Below are 19316 nucleotides of genomic sequence, written 5' to 3'. Positions count from 1 at the left end.
CCGGTGCCGCCGCTCAACCGGTGAACGCCGCGAGTACGGCCTCGTACTCGCGGGTCCACCACACCGCCAGCCCGGCCGCGGCCGGGAACAGCGGATCGGCCCGGAAGTCCTGCCGCTGGTAGCGCCAGCGCAGCATCCAGAAGTCGTTCAGCCGCTCCCACCACACCCGGTGCACGGCCGCCGCCAGCTCCGCCACGGGCACCTCGGCGGCCGCCTGGTAGGCGTGGGCGTACTCGCGCACCTTGGCCAGGTCGAGGGTGCCGTCGCAGTCCCGGACGAAGAAGATCACCGCGGCCCGTACCGCCTCCTCGGCGCGCGGCTGGACGCCGAGGCGGTCCCAGTCGACGATCGCGGCCGGCTCCGCGCCCTGGTAGAGCAGGTTGAGCGGATGGAAGTCGCCGTGCACCCAGCCCGTGACCCGGGTGGTGGCGTCGGCGGGACGGCGGTGGGCGTGCCGTTCGAGCAGCGCCCGGCGCTCCAGGAGGCGGTGCTCGGCCAGTTCGTCGAAGGAGTCGCGTGGCCGCCGTTCGCGGGCCAGCCGCAGTAGTTCGTCGATGAGCGCGTAGGTGTCCTCGGGCACCGCGGACGAGTGCGCGGCCGGGTGGGCGGCGTCGTCGGGCAGCACCCGGGCCAGCGCGGTGTGCACCAGGCCCAGCAGCGCGCCGAGGTGGCGGCACTGCCGCTCGGTCAGCTCCGTGCCCGCCCGGTGCCGTCCCTCGACCCAGGGGTACAGCGCGTACGGGCGGCCCCCGATGACCGCCACCGTGCGGCCCTCGGCGTCGGCCAGCGGCGCCGCGACCGGCAGCCCGAGGGCGCCGAGCCGCAGGGTGGCGCGGTGCTGGCGGGCGATGGTGGCGGGGTCGGCGGTGTCGCGGTCGGTGCCCCGGTCCGGATCGTGCAGATAGTGCTTGAGGAAGAACCGGCCGCGGGTGGTGGCGAGCTGGTAGCCCCGGTTGAGCAGCCCCTGTGCCACCGGCTCGCAGGACAGCGGCGTCCCGGCACCGTCGTAGCGGCGGAGCAGTGCTCCCAGCGTGTGGTCGGTTGGCGGCGGCGCCGTCGCCGGGCTAGGAGGGGGCACCCGGCGAATGGTAGATCACCGCAGATCACGTGGCGTATCCGCGAGACCGCTCCCGAGCGGTGCCGGAGCCGGGCGCACGGCTCAAAGCGCAGGTGGCAGCGGTCGCCGCGACGCTTCCGTACGTTCCCCGAACGATACAATTGCGCGGAGCCGTGCTCACCTGAGTTATGACGGATCGGGTCCGGTCTGACGATCCCCGGTCCGCATTCGGGCCACATAGGCGGCCGCCTGGGTGCGGCGTTCCATGCCGAGCTTGGCGAGCAGCGAGGAGACGTAGTTCTTCACGGTCTTCTCGGCCAGGTGCAGCCGTTCGCCTATCTGCCGGTTGGTGAGGCCCTCGCCGATCAGGTCGAGGATCCTGCGCTCCCGGTCGGTGAGGTTCTCCAGCCGCGCGTCACCCCTGTCGTCACCGCGCCGCAGCCGCTCCAGCACCCGGGCGGTGGCCACCGGGTCCAGCAGCGACCGGCCGGCCGCCACGTCCCGTACCGCGGTGAGCAGGTCGGTGCCGCGGATCGCCTTGAGGACGTAACCGGCGGCACCCGCCATGATCGCGTCGAAAAGCGCCTCGTCGTCCGCGAAAGAGGTGAGCATCAGGCACTTGATCTCCGGATGCGCGGAGCGCACCTCGCGGCAGACCTCCACCCCGCTGCCGTCCGGCAGCCGCACGTCGAGCACCGCGACGTCCGGCCGGGTGGCCGGGATGCGGACGAGCGCGTCCGCAGCGGTGCCCGCCTCGCCCACCACTTCGATGTCATCCTCTACGGAGAGCAACTCATGGACACCACGGCGTACTACTTCGTGGTCGTCAACCAGGAATACCGTGATTTTTCCTTCATAAGGCACCAAACCAGCCTCGCACACAATTGGATCTGCTGACCTCTTACGCAGTTTCGATCCGCGAGATAGCGTGCCGTTGTCCCGGTGGCCTGCCGGAATCGCCAGTTACTAGGAAATCCAAGCAAAACCGCAGGTAGATGCCCCTTCGCGCATTTGCGGGAGTAGTGGGTAACGTGCTTTTTGCAGGCCGTCAGCCGGGACAGAAGTCACTCCTGGCACGGCCCGCCGCACACACCCCGTGCGCCGCGCCGAGTCGGGTGAGCCCGCACTGGTTCCCGGCGGACCCCGGGGGCCGGACAGACGGAGGAGCAGACGTGAGCGTGAAGAGCACTGCCGCGCGCAGCAGCCGCGGTGGCGCGAAGCGTCGAGGGGGAGCCGGGCGCAAGCCCGAACTCGTACAGCTTCTGACCCCCGAAGGTGAACGCGTCGAACACAGCGAGTACTCCATCGACCTGACCCCGGAGGAGCTGCGCGGCCTGTACCGCGACATGGTGCTCACCCGGCGCTTCGACGGCGAGGCGGTCACGCTGCAACGCCAGGGCGAGCTGGGCCTGTGGGCCTCGCTGCTGGGCCAGGAGGCCGCCCAGATCGGCTCCGGTCGGGCCACCCGCCCGGACGACTACGTCTTCCCCACCTACCGTGAGCACGGTGTCGCCTGGACCCGTGGCGTCGACCCGCTGAACCTGCTCGGCATGTTCCGCGGGGTCAACAACGGCGGCTGGGACCCGAACCAGAACAACTTCCACCTGTACACGATCGTCATCGGCTCGCAGGCCCTGCACGCCACCGGTTACGCCATGGGCGTGGCCAAGGACGGGGCGGACTCCGCGGTCATCGCCTACTTCGGCGATGGCGCCTCCAGCCAGGGTGACGTGGCCGAGGCGTTCACCTTCGCGGCGGTCTACAACGCTCCCGTGGTGTTCTTCTGCCAGAACAACCAGTGGGCGATCTCCGAGCCCACCGAGCGGCAGAGCCGGGTGCCGATCTACCAGCGGTCGGCCGGATTCGGCTTCCCGGGCGTGCGGGTGGACGGCAACGACGTGCTCGCGGTGCTCGCGGTGACCCGGGCGGCACTGGAGCACGCCCGCTCCGGCGAGGGGCCGATGCTGGTCGAGGCGTTCACCTACCGGATGGGCGCGCACACCACCTCCGACGACGCCACCCGCTACCGGCTGGACGAGGAGACCGCGGAGTGGGCGGCCAAGGACCCGATCGCCCGGCTGAAGACCTACCTGGCCAACGAGGGCATCGCGGATGACGCGTTCTTCGCCGAGGTCGACGCGGAGAGCGACGCGCTCGCCAAGCGGGTGCGTGAAGGGGTACGCGCCATGCCCAATCCGGACCCGATGGCGATCTTCGACAACATCTACGCGGACGGGCATGCGCTGGTGGACGAGGAGCGCGCACAATTCGCTGCATACCAGGCCTCGTTCGAGGGTTCCGAGGAAGGGGCTGCGCGATGACGTCGCCGAAGTCCATGACGATCGCCAAGGCGATCAACGAATCGCTGCGCACCTCCCTGGAGACCGACCCCAAGGTCCTCGTGATGGGCGAGGACGTGGGCAAGCTCGGCGGTGTCTTCCGGGTCACCGACGGGCTGCAGAAGGACTTCGGCGAGGAGCGGGTGATCGACACCCCGCTCGCCGAGTCGGGCATCATCGGCACCGCGATCGGCCTGGCGCTGCGCGGCTACCGCCCGGTCGCGGAGATCCAGTTCGACGGTTTCGTCTTCCCCGCGTACGACCAGATCGTCACCCAGCTGGCGAAGATGCACGCCCGCGCGCTCGGCAAGGTGAAGCTGCCGGTCGTCATCCGCATTCCGTACGGCGGTGGCATCGGCGCGGTGGAGCACCACAGCGAGTCGCCGGAGGCGCTGTTCGCGCACGTCCCGGGGCTGAAGGTGGTCTCGCCGGCGACCCCGTCGGACGCGTACTGGATGATGCGGCAGGCCATCGAGTGCGACGACCCGGTCATCTTCTTCGAGCCCAAGCGCCGCTACTGGGACAAGGGCGAGGTCGACACCACCGCGGTGCCCGCGCCGCTGCACCGGGCGCGGGTCGTCCGCGAGGGCACCGATCTGACGCTGGCCGCCTACGGTCCGATGGTGAAGACCTGCCTTGAGGCCGCCGCTGTGGCCGAGGAGGAGGGCCGCAGCCTGGAGGTGGTGGACCTGCGGTCGATGTCGCCCATCGACTTCGACAGCCTTCAGGCCTCGGTGGAGAGGACCCGGCGGCTGGTGGTGGTGCACGAGGCCCCGGTCTTCCTGGGCACGGGCGCCGAGATCGCGGCCCGGATCACCGAGCGCTGCTTCTACCACCTCGAAGCGCCGGTGCTGCGGGTGGGCGGTTTCCACGCCCCGTACCCGCCGGCCAGGCTGGAAGAGGACTACCTGCCGAACCTGGACCGGGTGCTCGACTCCGTCGACCGCGCACTGGCCTTCTGAGAGCCGAGGAGAGCAGTGACCGTGACCGAGACTGCGCAGCGCTTCCGCGAGTTCAAGATGCCCGATGTGGGCGAGGGACTCACCGAGGCCGAAATCCTCAAGTGGTACGTGGCCGTTGGGGACACCGTCTCCGACGGGCAGGTCGTCTGTGAGGTGGAGACGGCCAAGGCGGCCGTCGAACTCCCCATCCCCTTCGACGGGGTGGTCTCCGCGATCCGCTTCGACGAGGGTGCGACGGTGGACGTGGGTACGTCCATCATCACCGTCGACACCAACCCCGGCGCCCCCGCCGAGTCGGCCGAGCCCGCCCCCGCGGTGGCCGAGCCGGAGGCGCCCGCCGCCCCGGAGCCGCCGAAGCGGCAGGCGGTACTGGTGGGCTACGGGGTCGCCGAGTCCTCGACCAAGCGCCGCCCCCGCAAGGCGTCCGCCACCCCGGCCGCCCCCGCGGCGGCGCCCCAGCAGCCAGTGCTCAACGGGCACGGGGCCGCCGCTCCGGAGCCGCCGCTGACGGCCGAGACGCCCCGGCCGCTGGCCAAGCCGCCGGTGCGCAAGCTGGCCAAGGACCTCGGCGTCGACCTGGCCACGGTGGTTCCCACCGGCCCGGACGGGACCATCACCCGCGACGACGTCCAGGCGGCGGCCGCCCCCGCGGCGGCGTCCGTCGAGCAGGTGGCGCCCGTCGCTCCCACCGAACCGGCCGTCGTTTCACGTGAAACACGGGAAACTCGCGTGCCGATCAAGGGAGTTCGCAAGGCGACCGCACAGGCGATGGTGGCCAGTGCCTTCACGGCGCCGCACGTCACCGAGTTCGTCACCTTCGACATCACCCGCACCATGCGGCTGGTGCAGGAGCTGAAGACCGATCCGGCGTTCGCCGGGCTCAAGGTCAGCCCGCTGCTGCTGGTGGCGAAGGCGCTGCTGGTCGCCATCAAGCGCAACCCGGAGATCAACGCCTCGTGGGACGAGGCGAACCAGGAGATCGTGCACAAGGGGTATGTGAACCTCGGCATCGCCGCGGCCACTCCGCGCGGCCTGATCGTCCCCAACATCAAGGACGCCCAGGCCAAGACGCTCCCCGAACTAGCCCGCGCGCTGGGCGAGTTGGTGGCCACCGCCCGCGAGGGCAAGACCGCCCCCGCCGACATGCAGGGCGGTACGGTCACCATCACCAACGTCGGCGTCTTCGGCGTCGACACCGGCACGCCCATCCTGAACCCCGGTGAGTCCGCGATCCTCGCCTTCGGCGCGGTCAAGGACCAGCCCTGGGTCCACAAGGGCAAGGTCAAGCCCCGTCAGGTCACCACCCTGGCGCTCTCCTTCGACCACCGCCTGGTCGACGGCGAACTCGGCTCCAAGGTGCTCGGCGACACCGCGGCCATCCTGGAGTACCCGAAGCGCCTGATCACCTGGGCGTAGCGGCCGTTTCCGCGCGGGATCCGAACGCACACGACGCGTTCGAATCCCGCGCGTTCGCTTTATGACCGGTCCGTATCCCGGACACACGTTTCTCGTGCATACCTGTTGTATCTATGCTGTGCGCATCATGAATGCCGCCACTTCCACCAAGCAGCCGCCCGCCGCCGAGCGGGTCTACGCACACGTCAAACGCGCCGTGCTCGACCGCTCCTACGAAGGCGGCACGCTCCTCACCGAGGGCGATCTCGCCGAGGCGGTCGGGGTGTCGCGCACTCCGGTGCGCGAGGGGCTGCTGCGGCTTGAGGCGGAGGGGCTGATCAAGCTCTACCCGAAGAAGGGCGCGCTGGTGCTGCCGGTCTCCGCCCAGGAGATCGCCGATGTGGTGGAGACCCGGTTGCTGGTCGAGGAGCACGCGGTGCGCAAGGTCGTGCCCGCCCCCCTTCAACTCCTGAACCGGCTTGAGGAGTTGCTGGACGAGCACGAGGAGCACCGGAAGACCGGTGACCTGGCCGCCGCCGCGGCCACCGACCGCTGCTTCCACGCCACGATCGTCCGGGCGGCGGGCAACGAGATCCTCTCCCAGCTCTACGACCAGTTGCGCGACCGCCAGTTGCGGATGGGCGTGGCCGTGATGCACGCCGAACCGGACCGGATCGCCAAGAACATCGAGGAACACGCGGAAATACTCGCCGCGTTGCGCGCGGGCGACGGCGAACGTGCCGCCGCCGTGGTGCGGCAGCACGTCAGCCGGGTCAAGGCCATCGTCAGGGGGGAAGCATGAGTGCGCTCGACACGGGCCGAAGCCGGCTGCGGCTGCCCGGCGATCCACCCGGCGGGCCGCGCGCCTGCGCGGTCTGGGGCCTCGGCGTCCTCGTCTACTTCATCGCCGTCGTGCACCGCTCCAGCCTCGGCGTGGCCGGGATCGACGCGGCGGCCAGGTTCCACATCAGCGCCTCCGAGCTGTCCACGTTCTCCATACTCCAGGTGCTGGTCTACGCCGGGATGCAGATACCCGTCGGCATGCTGGTGGACCGGTTCGGGACCAAGAAGGTGCTGACCGTCGGGGTCGTCCTGCTCACCGCGGGCCAACTCGGCTTCGCGCTCAGCCACTCGTACGCGATGGCGCTGGGCTCCCGCGCGGTGCTCGGCTGCGGGGACGCGATGACGTTCATCAGCGTGCTGCGGCTGGGCTCCCGCTGGTTCCCCGCCCGGCGCGGGCCGCTGATAGCCCAGGGCGCCGCCCTCTTCGGCATGGCGGGCAACCTGGTCAGCACCATCCTGCTGGCCCGGCTGCTGCACTCCGCGGGCTGGACCCCGACCTTCGTGGGTACGGCGCTCGGCGGCGCCCTCGTCCTGGTACTGATCGTGCTGTTCATGAAGGACCACCCCGAGGGGTATGAACCCCTACCCACCGGTCCGCGCCCGCGCGGTGCGGTGCGGCGTCAACTCGCCGACGCCTGGCGGGAACCCGGCACCAGGCTGGGCCTGTGGGTGCACTTCACCACCCAGTTCTCCGCGATGGTCTTCCTGCTGCTGTGGGGCATGCCGTTCCTGGTCGAGGGCCAGGGGCTGTCCCGAGGCGCCGCCGGCTCACTGCTGACCCTGGTCGTGCTGTCGAACATGGTGTTCGGCATGGTCTTCGGTCAGATCATCGCCCGCCACCACGGCGCGCGGATGCCGCTCGCGCTGGGCACGGTGGCAGTGACCGCGGCCAGTTGGGCCGCGGTACTGGCCTGGCCCACGCCGCACGCGCCGCTGTGGCTGCTGATCACGTTGTGCGCGGTGCTCGGCGCCAGCGGCCCGGCCTCGATGATCGGCTTCGACTTCGCCCGTCCGGCCAACCCGCCGGAGCGGTTCGGCACCGCCTCCGGCGTCGTCAACATGGGTGGCTTCACCGCCTCGATGATCGTGCTGCTGGCGGTCGGCGTACTGCTGGACGCGACCGGTGACAACTTCACCGTCGCGCTCAGCAGCGTCTTCGTCGTGCAGGCGCTCGGTGTCAGCCAGATCCTGCGGCTGCGCGGGCAGGCGGCGCGGCGCGAGCGCGAGACGATCACCGTGAGCCGGGTGGAGGCGGTGCACACCGCCGAGGCCACCGCCTGACCCCGGCACGACGGCTCAAGTCGTCACGGCTCAGGGCGTCACGGCCAGGGCGGCCAGCACCGCGTCCGCCAGCTCCTGGTCGCCCTCGACCTTGACCCGGTCCGCGACCCCCGCCGGCCGCACCCGTCCGCAGGTCAGCCGCACGAACGTCTCCCAGTCCATCGCCAGCGTCACCGTCGGCCCCAGCGACACACTGCCGTCGATGGTGCCGGTGCCCTCGGCGTCCACCCGTACCGTGCGCATGAACTCGACCGGGCCGTGCACGTCGAACACCACCGTCGAACCAGCGGGCGCGGCGGCCTTCTTGGCGACCACCTTCGGCAGCTGCGGCAGCAGGAAGTCCCGGGTGAGCGCGGCGCCCGGCGAGTCCAGGTTGCCGGGCCTGTCGAGCGCCCGGCGGATGTCCTGCTCGTGCACCCACACATCGAATGCCCGCATGCGCAGGGACAGTTCCAGCGTGCGCTCCGCGCCCATCAGGCCGCGCACCGTGGTCTCCGGGTCGCGGTTCTCGTTCCGCAGCTGCCGGGACCGGCGGATGATCGTGTACTCCAGCTCCGCGGTCATCTCCGGCCCGGTGTGGCAGCGCCGTACGTCCACCTGCACCTCCATGTACCGGCTGAACTCGTCGGTGACGTGGAAGAGGTCGCGCGGCAGCGAGTGGATGGGACGCGGGTCGCCCATCGCCTCGCACTCAAGCCCGATCACATGCGAGACGATGTCCCTCACCGACCAGCCTGGGCACTCTGTGGGCCGGTTCCACTCTCCCTCGGCGAGCGGCGAGACCAACTCCGATATCGCCTCTATTGAGTGGGTCCAGGCGTCGATGGAGGGCTGGAGCTTGCTGTGGACGGTCACGGTGCCCCTCGAGCGGATCGGTGCGGTCGTGGCTTGTTCTGTACTGGATGGTTTCGCGCTGGCGTGCTTAATGGTGACGTGCGCCCAAATTACGCTGTGCGCTGGCACCATGGCAGTGCTTTCGTGTGACGATGGTAGGCCCGCGTTGACGCGGTGAACTCTTGGGCGGTGGTACGGTGCGCGCTTCGCTCCTGCAGATCGATGTACGGCCCGACGAGCAGGTCGCGGACCGGCGCTCCAGGGTGGCCGCTCTCGTACGTGAACAGGCAGGTGCTGACCTGGTGGTTCTGCCCGAGCTGTGGCCGGTGGGCGCGTTCGCGTACCAGGACTTCGCGACGTACGCAGAGCCGTTGGACGGTCCGACCGCGCGGGAGTTGGGCGCGGCGGCGCGGGCGGCGCGCGTCTGGTTGCACGCCGGGTCGATCGTCGAGCGGAGCGGCGCTGACGGGCCCCTGTACAACACCTCGCTGCTCTTCGCGCCGGACGGTCAACTGCACCGTTTCTACCGGAAGATCCACCGGTTCGGTTTCGACCAGGGCGAGGCGGCGATGATGGCCGCGGGCGACGAGATCGTCACCGCGCGGCTGTCCGGGCCGCAGACCACCATCGGCCTGGCCACCTGCTACGACCTGCGGTTCCCCGAGCAGTTCCGGCTGCTGGTGGACGCGGGGGCGCAGTTGCTGGTGATCTGCGCGGGGTGGCCCGAGCGCCGCAGCGCGCACTGGTCACTGCTGGCGCGCGCCCGCGCGGTGGAGTCCCAGGCATACGTACTGGCCTGCGGGACGGCGGGCACGCACGCGGGGGTCCAGCAGGCCGGGCGCAGCGTGGTGGTCGACCCGTGGGGCGAGGTCCTCGCCGAAGCGGGCACCGGCGAGGAGGTACTCACCGTCGACCTCGACCCGTCCCGGGTCGAGAAGACGCGGGCGGAGTTCCCCGCCCTGCGCGACCGGGTCCTGGGCTTGCCCAAGCCGTAGCGCTCCGGCGCCGCGGATGTCTCCCGCGTCCGGCCCCCGGCCCTCCTCGCCGACGCTACGGCAATCGGGTCCCGGTGCCCGTCCCTGTGGGCGTGCCTGACACGCCCGTACGTCAGGTGATCGGATCATCGCACTCAGTAGTGCACGCCGAGCCGGGGAGTCGCCATGTACCGCGCCAGAGCCCTGACCGCCGTCGTAGTGGCCGTCCTCGCGTTGTGCGGCGCGAGGACCGCGCCGCACGCCGTGCGGTACGTGGCCCTCGGTGACTCCGCCGCGGCCGCGCCGGGGGTCCCCAACCAGGTCGACGCCCGCTGTGCGCGGTCCGACCACAACTACCCCGCCCTGGTCGCCGCCCGCCTGCGTACGGCCGGCTTCGCCGACGTCACGTGCAGCGGCGCCACCACCGCCGACCTCGGCGGCCAGTTCCGCGCGCTGTCCAGCCGGACCACCCTGGTCACTCTCACCATCGGCGCCAACGACGTCGGCTTCGCCGGAATCGTCATGAAATGCACGGCACTCGGGCTGTTCCACCCCGACGGCGCCTACTGCCGCGCCGCGTACACCCGTACCGGGACCGACGAACTCGACGAGCGTGTCGCCGCCACGGAACCGAAGATCGCGGGCGCGCTGCGCACCGTCCACCGGCTGGCCCCGCACGCTCGCGTGCTGCTCGTCGGCTATCTGCGGCTGACGCCGCTGGACCACCACGGCTGCCGCCCGCGTGAGCTGTTCGGCAACGGTGACCTGGCGTACCTGGACGCCTTCGAGAAGAAGATGAACGCGATGCTCGGCCGCACCGCCCGGGCGAACGGCGCCGTCTTCGTCGACAACCACCCGGTCAGCGCCCAGCACGACATCTGCCGTCCCAGCGGCCTGCGCTGGACCGAGGGCCTGATCCCCACCAGTCCGACCGTCCCCTTCCACCCCAACGCACTGGGCGAACGTGCCATGGCTGAACGGGTGTTGGCGGCGGCCGGCCAGTGAGTGCCGGGCACCGCCGGGTGTCCGTCCCGGGCGGTTACCGGAGGACGGCACCTTTGGCGGCATGAACGCCTCCTCGCCCACACCGCGCCCGTGCCCGCGAGACGGCCGGTAGGTTCCGCACGGAGGAGCGCCCCGACTGCGCGGGATACTCGCGAAACCGCTGAACGGCCCCCGTCCGTGCGCTGTGCCCCCGTGGCGCCGGGTGGGGCCTCCCCGTGGTGCTGCTCACAGTCGGGCCGGGCTGGAAGCTCGCGAGCCGGATGGCACCCTTGATCCCATGACCGACGCCTCGCCCGCACCGCGCCGTGCCCGTGTCCGTGCCCCCGAGCTGATCGGCAAGGGCGGCTGGCTGAACACCGGCGGGAAGCAGCTGTCCCTCGCCGACCTGCGCGGATCCATCGTCATCCTGGACTTCTGGACGTTCTGCTGCATCAACTGCCTGCACGTCCTGGACGAGCTGCGCGAGCTGGAGGAGCGGCACCGCGACACGGTGGTGATCGTCGGGGTGCACTCGCCGAAGTTCGTGCACGAGGCGGAGCACGCAGCGGTGGTCGACGCGGTCGAGCGGTACGGGGTGCACCACCCGGTGCTGGACGACCCCGAGCTGGCCACCTGGAAGCAGTTCGCGGTACGGGCCTGGCCGACGCTGGTGGTGATCGACCCCGAGGGGTACGTGGTCGCGCAGCACGCCGGTGAGGGGCATGCACACGCCATCGAGAAGCTGGTCGGGGAACTGGAGGCGGAGCACGCCGCCAAGGGCACACTGCGCCGCGGCGACGGCCCGTACGTCCCTCCGGAGCCGGAGCCGACCGTGCTGCGCTTCCCCGGCAAGGCGCTCTCGCTGCCGAACGGCAACCTCCTGGTCTCCGACTCGACCCGGCACGCACTGGTCGAGCTGGCGGACGACGGCGAGACCGTGGTGCGGCGGATCGGGTCCGGTGAGCGCGGGTTCGCCGACGGCCCGGCCGAGCAGGCCCGGTTCAGCGAACCGCAGGGCCTCGCGCTGCTGCCGGGCGGTACCGCGGTCGTGGTCGCCGACACCGTCAACCACGCGCTGCGCGAGGTCGATCTGACCAGCGGCGCGGTGCGCACCCTGGCCGGTACCGGCCGCCAGTGGTGGCAGGGGTCGCCGACCAGCGGCCCGGCGCGCGAGGTCGACCTGTCCTCGCCGTGGGACGTGGCGTGGTTCGACGGCCGGGTGTGGATCGCGATGGCGGGCGTGCACCAGCTGTGGGCGTACGACCCGGCCGCCGGGACCGTGTCCGTCGCCGCCGGTACCACCAACGAGGGGCTGGTCGACGGTCCGGCCGACGAGGCGTGGTTCGCGCAGCCGTCCGGGCTGGCGGCGACGCAGGACCGGCTCTGGGTCGCCGACTCCGAGACTTCGGCGCTGCGGTACGTGGCCAGGGGCGACGGGGACGGCTACACGGTCGGGACCGCGGTCGGCACCGGCCTGTTCGACTTCGGCCACCGCGACGGCGCCGCCGAACAGGCCCTGCTCCAGCACCCGTTGGGCGTCACCGCGCTGCCGGACGGTTCGGTGGCGGTCAGCGACACGTACAACCACGCGCTGCGCCGCTACGACCCGGTGGGCGACGAGGTCAGCACGCTCGCGACGGACCTGCGCGAGCCGTCGGACGCGGTCGTGGTGGACGGCGACGTGGTCGTGGTCGAGTCGGCCCGGCACCGGTTGACCCGGCTGCGGCTGCCCGAGGAGGCGGTACGGGTGGCCGCCGCCGCGCACCGTACCCAGCGGCCCGCGACCGAAGTGGCGCCCGGGCGGCTCCGGTTGGACGTCGTCTTCACCGCGCCCACCGGCCAGAAGCTCGACGAGCGGTACGGTCCCGCCACCCGGCTGCTGGTCGGCTCCACCCCGCCGGAGTTGATCGCCTCCGGTGCGGGCCAGGGCACCGACCTGCACCGCGACCTCACCCTCGACCCGGGCGTCGGCGAGGGCGTGCTGCACGTCTCCGCCATGGCCGCCTCCTGCGACGACGACCCCGGCAACGAGTACCCGGCCTGCCATGTCCATCAACAGGACTGGGGGGTTCCGGTCAGGCTCACGCAGGACGGCGCGACCAGGCTGCCGCTGGTACTGGCCGGGATGGACGAGAACGATGCGTGATCATCGGATTCCGCTGCGTGCAAGGTAATTCGGTCGAGCCACTCCCGTGAGCGAGACCGAGGAGCTGCAGCGTCGGCTGGCCGCGCTGGAGGCGGAGTTCGCTTCGCGACCGTCCGCACCGCCGTGAGGCGGTCGCCGACTGTCTCGGCGACCGCCCGGGCGGTAAAGGGCTAGCCCTCCAGGAACGCCTTCAGGGTGGAGGCGAGCAGGTAGGGGTCCCGGGCGCCGCAGAGTTCGCGGACCGAGTGCATGGACAGGATCGCCACGCCGATGTCGACCGTGGTGATGCCGTGCCGGGCCGCGGTGATCGGGCCGATGGTGGTGCCGCACGGCATCGCGTTGTTGGAGACGAAGGACTGCCACGGCACGCCCGCGCGCTCGCAGGCGGCGACGAAGATGCCGCGGCCGGTGCCGTCGGTGGCGTACCGCTGGTTGACGTTGACCTTCAGGATCGGGCCGCCGTTGGGCAGCGGCAGGTGGCCGGGGTCGTGCCGCTCCGGGTAGTTGGGGTGCACGGCGTGGCCGGTGTCGGAGGACAGGCAGACGGTTCCGGCGAAGGCGCGTGCCCGGTCCTCGTAGGAGCCGCCGCGGGCGAAGACCGAGCGCTCCAACACCGCGCCGAGCAGCGGGCCCTGGGCGCCGGTGTCGGCCTGGCTGCCGTTCTCCTCGTGGTCGAAGGCGGCCAACACCGGGATGTACGGCAGCGGTTCGCCCGCCACGGCGGTCAGCGCCGCGGTGGCCGCGTGCACTGACAGCAGGTTGTCCATCCGCGGCGCGGCCAGCAGTTCGCGGTCCCGCCCGAGGTAGCTGGGCGGCTGTACGTCGTGCGTCATCAGGTCCCAGCCGACGACGTCGGAGGCGTCAACTCCGGCCTCCTGGGCCAGGAATCCGATCAGCGCGCCCTCGTCCGTGCCGCCCAGACCCCAGATCGGCTGCATGTGCCTCTGCCGGTCCAGCGTCATGCCCTCGTTGACCTGCCGGTCCAGGTGGATGGCCAGTTGCGGCACCCGCAGCAGCGGACGGTCCACGTTCACCAGCCGGGTCGTGCCGTCCCGCAGCGCCAGGCGGCCCGCGAGCCCGAGGTCGCGGTCGAGCCAGGAGTTGAGCAGGGGGCCGCCGTAGATCTCCACGGCGACCTGCCGCCAGCCGTACGCCCCGCTGTCCGGGCGGGGCTTGACCCGCAGGTTGGGCGAGTCGGTGTGCGCGCCGACGATCCGGAACGGGGTCTGCGGCCCCGCTCCCTCCGGCACGTACCAGGCGACGATGGCGCCGCCGCGCAGCACGTACTTGCCCCCGGACGAGCCGTCCCACGCCTCCGTCTCCTCGACCCGCCGGAACCCGGCCTTCTCCAGCCGCTCGGCCGCGCTGGCCACCGCGTGGTACGGGGACGGGCTCGCGGCGATGAACGCGATCAGGTCGTCGGTGTGGGCGCGGTCAAAATGAGGGGTCATGCGCACCAGCATAGAAGCGGGCGGCGGCCCGCCACCGTGCTGGTGGCGGGCCGCCGGATCACTTGCCGAGCAGCTCAGAAGGCCTCTTCCGGCAGCTCCATCAGCTCGTTGGTGACCGACTCGGCGAGCTGGCGCTGCATGCCCACGCCCGGCAGCACGTTCTCCGCGAAGAACTTCGCCGCGGCGACCTTGCCGAGGTAGAAGGCCTTGTCCTTCTCGTTGGCGGTGGCCAGCTTCTCGACAGCGACGGCCGCGCCCTTGAGCAGCAGGTAGCCGACGATGACGTCGCCGGAGGCCATCAGCAGGCGGGTGGTGTTCAGGCCGACCTTGTAGATCGACTTGACGTCCTGCTCGGTGCCCGCGAGGTCGGTGAGCATCTGGCCGACGATCGCCTCCAGGTCCACCGCGGCCTTGGCCAGCGCCGCACGGGCGGCGGACAGCTCGGCACCGCCGGTCTCGGCGCCGAGGAACCGCTTGATCTCCTCGGACACGGTGGTGAGCGCCTGGCCCTGGTCGCGGACGATCTTCCGGAAGAAGAAGTCCTGGCCCTGGATGGCGGTGGTGCCCTCGTAGAGGGTGTCGATCTTGGAGTCCCGGATGTACTGCTCGATCGGGTACTCCTGGAGGTAGCCGGAGCCGCCCAGGGTCTGCAGCGACTGCGCCAGCTGCTCGTAGGACTTCTCCGAGCCGTAGCCCTTGACGATCGGCAGCAGCAGGTCGTTCAGCCGGTGCGAGGCGGAGGCGTCCTCGCCCGCGGCCTCCTTGACCAGGATCTCGTCCTGCACGCTGGCGGTGTAGAGCACCAGGGCGCGCATGCCCTCGGCGTACGCCTTCTGCGTCATCAGCGAGCGGCGCACGTCGGGGTGGTGGGTGATGGTGACGCGCGGCGCGGTCTTGTCCATGAACTGCGCCAGGTCGGCGCCCTGGACGCGCTCCTTGGCGTACTCAAGGGCGTTGAGGTAGCCGGTGGACAGGGTGGCGATGGCCTTCGTGCCGACCATCATCCGCGCGAACTCGATGATCTTGAACATCTGGCGGATGCCGTCGTGCTTCTCGCCGAGCAGCCAGCCCTTGGCCGGGTGGTTGGCGCCGAACGTCATCTCGCAGGTGTTGGAGGCCTTCAGGCCCATCTTGTGCTCGACGTTGGTGGCGTAGACGCCGTTGCGCTCGCCGAGTTCGCCGGTCTCCCAGTCGAAGTCGTACTTCGGCACGATGAACAGCGACAGGCCCTTGGTGCCCGGACCGTGGCCCTCGGGGCGGGCCAGCACGAAGTGGATGATGTTCTCGGCCATGTCGTGCTCACCGGAGGTGATGAAGCGCTTCACGCCCTCGATGTGCCAGGAGCCGTCCTCCTGCTGCACGGCCTTGGTGCGCCCGGCGCCCACGTCCGAACCGGCGTCCGGCTCGGTGAGCACCATGGTGGAGCCCCACAGCTTGTCGGTCATCCGCTGCGCGATCTTGTGCTGCTCCTCGGTGCCCTCCTCGTAGAGCACACCGGCGAAGGCCGGACCGGACGCGTACATCCACACGGCCGGGTTGGAGCCCAGGATGGTCTCGGCGAAGCCCCACAGCAGCGAGCGCGGCGCGGTGGTGCCGCCGATGGCCTCCGGGATGCCCAGGCGCCACCACTCGGCGTCCATGTAGGCGGAGAAGCTCTTCTTGAAGCTGTCCGGGACCGGCGCGGTGTTGGTCTCCGGGTCGAAGACCGGCGGGTTGCGGTCGGCGTCCGCGAAGGACTCGGCGAGCTCGTTCTCCGACAGACGGGCGATCTCGGCAAGGATGTCCTTGGCGGTGTCCACGTCCATGTCGGCGAACGGACCGGTGCCGTAGACCGTGTCCCGGCCGAGCACCTCGAACAGGTTGAACTCGATGTCGCGCAGGTTCGACTTGTAGTGGCCCATGACGAAAGGCTCCGTCTGTTCGTGAGGACACGCCTGAGGACATGCCTCGCACATCTACTGATTAGTAGTTCACGATGATGCTACCCGTCGGTAATAAGAAGCAAGCCCCTACCGCCGAAGTGTGACTCGCTACTCTTGGGCGCGTGTACGGCTACGACCAGACCGCTGCCCAGGGTGCCGCCGCTCCGCCCGCCGGAGGCTACGGCCCCCAGCCGCCGCTCTACCCCGAGCCGTCGCCGCCCTCGCTGGCCGACGCGGTGCGCGCCTTCACCACCGGTTCGATGTCGGCGGAGGACTTCCAGAGCATCTTCGCGACCGCCCGGGTCTACTGCCCGCGCGGCGACAACCCGGGTTTCCTGGCGCTGCACAACACCCAGCAGCCGGTCATCCCGATGTTCAGCTCGCTCAAGGAACTGCGCCGCTACGCGGGCAAGGACTCCAAGTACTTCGTGATCACCGGTGCCGAGGTGCTGGACCTGCTGCCGACCGGCTACGGGTTCGTCCTCGACATGGAGGGTGACCACCGGATGGTCTTCGACGCGAAGGCCGTGGAGCAGATGGTCGACTTCGCCATGCGGCGGATGTACGGCTGACGCCTCCCGCGGGGTCCGCGCGCGGTCGCGGCGGGTTCGGCACCGCCGCGGCGCCGTGGCGGTCGCTCGCTGTCGCGGCGCATGAACGTCCCACGGAATCCGGGTGGGAACAGGTCTGCCTTGCGGGTTGTTCACTGTTCAACTAACTTGGACGGTGAGACCGAGGAGGTCCCATGCCCGCCGTGACCGTTGAAAACCCGCTGACCCTGCCGCGCGTAGCGGCGCCCGACGGGGCCGTGAACCGTCCGGTGCTCGCGGTGTCCACCGCCCCCGGTGGATTCGAGGGCGAGGGCTTCCCCGTCCGCCGCGCCTTCGCGGGCATCGACTACCGGCACCTCGACCCGTTCATCATGATGGACCAGATGGGCGAGGTGGAGTACGCGCCCGGCGAGGCCAAGGGCACCCCCTGGCACCCGCACCGCGGCTTCGAGACCGTCACGTACCTGATCGACGGCACCTTCGTGCACCAGGACTCCAACGGTGGCGGCGGTGTCATCAACGGCGGCGACACCCAGTGGATGACCGCGGGCAGCGGACTGCTGCACATCGAGGCGCCGCCGGAGGAACTCGTCATCAGCGGCGGGCTGTTCCACGGCCTCCAGTTGTGGGTCAACCTGCCGCGCGAGCACAAGATGATGCCGCCCAGGTACCAGGACATCGACGGCGGCCGGGTCGCGCTGCTGACCTCCGCGGACGGCGGTGCGCTGCTGCGGCTGATCGCGGGTGAGATCGCGGGCCACCGCGGTCCCGGTGTCACCCACACCCCGATCACCATGCTGCACGTCTCGCTGAACCCGGGCGCCCAACTCACGCTGCCCTGGCGGCCGGACTTCAACGCGCTGGCCTACGGGCTGGCCGGCCGGGGCCTGGCGGGAGCGGAGGAACGGCCGTTCCGCACCGGGCAGACGGTGGTGTTCGGCCAGGGGGAGACGCTCACCCTGCGGGCGGACGCCAGCCAGGAGGCGCGCAGTCCGAACCTTGAGGTGGTGCTGCTGGGCGGCCTGCCGATCCGGGAGCCGATGTTCCACTACGGCCCGTTCGTGATGAACAGCCATGCCGAACTGGCCCAGGCCTTCGAGGACTTCCAGGCCGGACGCCTGGGCACGGTCCCGGCCACCCGGCGGACTCAGCCGGAGACGGACGCGTCCGACTCGTAGAGTTCGAACCAGATCGACTTGCCACGCCCGCGGGGTGAAACCCCCCAGGCGTCGGCGAGTTGGTCCATCAACAGCAACCCCCGCCCGGACGACGCCATTTCACCCGGCGTCCGCCGGTGCGGCATGTCATCGCTGGGGTCGGCCACCTCGATGCGCAGCCTGCGCGAGCCGGGCCGCCCCAGCGGATCGCCGGATCGGGATGGCCGACGCGGGCGATGCCGAGGGTGCCGGTCGCCGGGTCGACCTCCAGGTACAGACAGGTGGCGAAGCGGCATCCGGCGCCGTACGGGTCGTCGTCCCCGTCGCCCGCGCAGAGCCCGGCGAAGAAGCGGGAGGCCCGGGAGAGCACCGAGTCCGGCCGGTGCCCCTCGGACGCGTACGCCCGCAGCGCGATGCGCAGTTGCCCCATCAGCCCGGCGGCGCGCACGTCATGGCCCTGCACATCGCCGATCACCAGCGCGGTACGGCCGGAGGGCAGGTCGATGACGTCGTACCAGTCGCCGCCGACCTGGAGTCCGCCGCCGGTCGGCACGTAGCGTGCGGCGAGCGCCATTCCGGCGATGTCCTGCTTGTGGGTGGGCAGCATGGTGCGCTGCAGTCCGTCGGACAGGGCGCGCTCGGACTCCTGGAGGTGGGCGCGGGACAGCGCCTGGGCGAGCATCCGGGCGACGGTGGTGAGCACGGAGCGCTCGTCTGGGGTGAAGCCCACCGGGTCGCGGAACGCGGCCAGCCACGCCCCGATGGTGCGGCCCGCCACGACCAGCGGCAGGAACGCCCAGGAGGACCGGTTCAGCGGTTCGACCAGCGGCCAGATGGCGGGGAACCGGTCCCGGTACGCCTCGGGCGACGGCAGGTAGACGGGCCGGCCGGGACGGGCGACCACCGCGGCCGGGTAGTCGGTGGCCAGCGGCATCTCCAGAAAGGGGCGCTCATCGCCGTTGCGGTGGCCGTGGTGGCCGATGATCGTCAGACGGTCGCCGTCGACGGCGAAGACCGCAAGGCCGTCCGGGGAGAAGCCCGGCATCGACAGCGTGGCGGCGACCCGTAGCACCTCGGCGGTGCTGTTCGCCTCGGCCAGGGCCCGCCCGGCGTCCAGCAGGAACGCCTCGCGGGAGCGCCGTCCGGCGCCGGAGAACCGGGCGGGGCGGCCGTGCTCGGGCAGTTCGAACAGGGTGCCCACCACACGGGGGGACTCGCCGTCGGTGCCGGGCACCGAGTGCAGCCGGGTGTGCAGCCTGCGCAGTACGTTTCCGTCGTCCGCGACGACCCGCAGCCGGGCGTCCGCCACGGCGTTCTCGGCGAGGCCGAGCGAGACGGCGGCGTTCAGGCCGATGTAGTCCTCGGGCTCGAGACAGGCCCGTGTCCGCCTACGGCACGCTCCCCGACTCCAGGCGTGCGG

At 71.0% G+C, this 19316-nt stretch carries 15 protein-coding genes and 1 pseudogene; 10 read left to right on the top strand and 6 right to left on the bottom strand.

What is annotated here, in order from left to right; genetic code table 11:
- Nucleotides 1-13: 13 nt before the first annotated feature.
- Entirely contained in the window at nucleotides 14-1078 is a 1065-nt protein-coding gene (locus tag O5O46_RS11980; protein ID WP_269855334.1) for a phosphotransferase, read from the bottom strand.
- Nucleotides 1079-1243: 165 nt separating this feature from the next.
- Nucleotides 1244-1921, bottom strand: coding sequence for a response regulator (locus tag O5O46_RS11975; RefSeq protein WP_269855333.1), 678 nt, complete (start codon nucleotides 1919-1921; stop codon nucleotides 1244-1246).
- A gap of 308 nt (nucleotides 1922-2229) precedes the next feature.
- Between O5O46_RS11975 and pdhA the strand changes: the two genes are divergently transcribed.
- From pdhA to O5O46_RS11950, 5 genes are all read left to right on the top strand, one after another.
- On the top strand, nucleotides 2230-3378 hold the full coding sequence (gene pdhA / locus O5O46_RS11970) for a pyruvate dehydrogenase (acetyl-transferring) E1 component subunit alpha (RefSeq protein ID WP_269855332.1): 1149 nt from the start codon (nucleotides 2230-2232) through the stop codon (nucleotides 3376-3378).
- The gene (locus O5O46_RS11965; RefSeq protein WP_269855331.1) at nucleotides 3375-4358 is read left to right on the top strand and encodes an alpha-ketoacid dehydrogenase subunit beta; all 984 of its coding nucleotides are present in this window, start codon (nucleotides 3375-3377) and stop codon (nucleotides 4356-4358) included. Before pdhA ends, O5O46_RS11965 begins: the two co-directional genes overlap by 4 nt.
- Before the next feature lie 57 nt (nucleotides 4359-4415).
- Complete coding sequence (locus tag O5O46_RS11960) at nucleotides 4416-5774, top strand: dihydrolipoamide acetyltransferase family protein (RefSeq protein ID WP_269855565.1); 1359 nt, start codon at nucleotides 4416-4418, stop codon at nucleotides 5772-5774.
- A 127-nt stretch (nucleotides 5775-5901) separates the two neighbouring features.
- Nucleotides 5902-6555: a GntR family transcriptional regulator gene (locus O5O46_RS11955; RefSeq protein WP_269855330.1), complete on the top strand. Its 654-nt coding sequence runs from the start codon at nucleotides 5902-5904 to the stop codon at nucleotides 6553-6555.
- Nucleotides 6552-7877: an MFS transporter gene (locus O5O46_RS11950; RefSeq protein WP_269855329.1), complete on the top strand. Its 1326-nt coding sequence runs from the start codon at nucleotides 6552-6554 to the stop codon at nucleotides 7875-7877. Before O5O46_RS11955 ends, O5O46_RS11950 begins: the two co-directional genes overlap by 4 nt.
- Before the next feature lie 30 nt (nucleotides 7878-7907).
- Here the strand turns inward: O5O46_RS11950 and O5O46_RS11945 are convergent, their stop codons facing one another.
- Entirely contained in the window at nucleotides 7908-8732 is an 825-nt protein-coding gene (locus tag O5O46_RS11945) for a maleylpyruvate isomerase family mycothiol-dependent enzyme (protein ID WP_269855328.1), read from the bottom strand.
- Nucleotides 8733-8908: 176 nt separating this feature from the next.
- On the opposite strand from O5O46_RS11945, the gene O5O46_RS11940 reads away from it, so the two are divergent.
- The 3 genes from O5O46_RS11940 (at nucleotide 8909) to O5O46_RS11930 (ending at nucleotide 12815) form a co-directional block, all read left to right on the top strand.
- Nucleotides 8909-9706, top strand: a complete 798-nt coding sequence (locus O5O46_RS11940) for a carbon-nitrogen family hydrolase (protein WP_269855327.1) — start codon at nucleotides 8909-8911, stop codon at nucleotides 9704-9706.
- Nucleotides 9707-9871: 165 nt separating this feature from the next.
- The gene (locus tag O5O46_RS11935) at nucleotides 9872-10690 is read left to right on the top strand and encodes an SGNH/GDSL hydrolase family protein (protein ID WP_269855326.1); all 819 of its coding nucleotides are present in this window, start codon (nucleotides 9872-9874) and stop codon (nucleotides 10688-10690) included.
- A 277-nt stretch (nucleotides 10691-10967) separates the two neighbouring features.
- Nucleotides 10968-12815, top strand: coding sequence for an NHL domain-containing thioredoxin family protein (locus O5O46_RS11930; RefSeq protein WP_269855325.1), 1848 nt, complete (start codon nucleotides 10968-10970; stop codon nucleotides 12813-12815).
- Between the two features lie 170 nt (nucleotides 12816-12985).
- On the opposite strand, the gene O5O46_RS11925 is transcribed toward O5O46_RS11930, so the two are convergent.
- A complete protein-coding gene (locus tag O5O46_RS11925) occupies nucleotides 12986-14266 on the bottom strand; it encodes a M18 family aminopeptidase (protein ID WP_269855324.1) in 1281 nt (426 codons plus the stop codon).
- Nucleotides 14267-14340: 74 nt separating this feature from the next.
- Entirely contained in the window at nucleotides 14341-16167 is a 1827-nt protein-coding gene (locus O5O46_RS11920) for an acyl-CoA dehydrogenase (RefSeq protein ID WP_269855323.1), read from the bottom strand.
- A 143-nt stretch (nucleotides 16168-16310) separates the two neighbouring features.
- On the opposite strand from O5O46_RS11920, the gene O5O46_RS11915 reads away from it, so the two are divergent.
- Both O5O46_RS11915 and O5O46_RS11910 read left to right on the top strand, forming a co-directional pair.
- Nucleotides 16311-16760 carry an SseB family protein gene (locus O5O46_RS11915; RefSeq protein ID WP_269855322.1) on the top strand — a complete coding sequence of 150 codons (450 nt, stop codon included), beginning with the start codon at nucleotides 16311-16313 and terminating at the stop codon, nucleotides 16758-16760.
- A 173-nt stretch (nucleotides 16761-16933) separates the two neighbouring features.
- Nucleotides 16934-17917 (top strand): pirin family protein, encoded by a 984-nt coding sequence (locus O5O46_RS11910; protein WP_269855321.1) that lies wholly within the window; start codon nucleotides 16934-16936, stop codon nucleotides 17915-17917.
- Here O5O46_RS11910 and O5O46_RS11905 read toward each other — a convergent pair.
- Nucleotides 17887-19283, bottom strand: a pseudogene (locus O5O46_RS11905) (SpoIIE family protein phosphatase); the annotation flags it as partial. The gene O5O46_RS11910 and the pseudogene O5O46_RS11905 sit on opposite strands and share 31 nt — an antisense overlap.
- Between the last annotated feature and the right edge of the window lie 33 nt (nucleotides 19284-19316).

Source organism: Streptomyces sp. RPT161 (assembly GCF_027533845.1).
In the GTDB taxonomy this organism is placed as follows: Bacteria; Actinomycetota; Actinomycetes; order Streptomycetales; family Streptomycetaceae; genus Streptantibioticus_A; species Streptantibioticus_A silvisoli_A.
The sequence above is the reverse complement of the archived record's forward strand: the minus strand, read 5'-3'. Positions and strand labels throughout refer to the sequence as shown.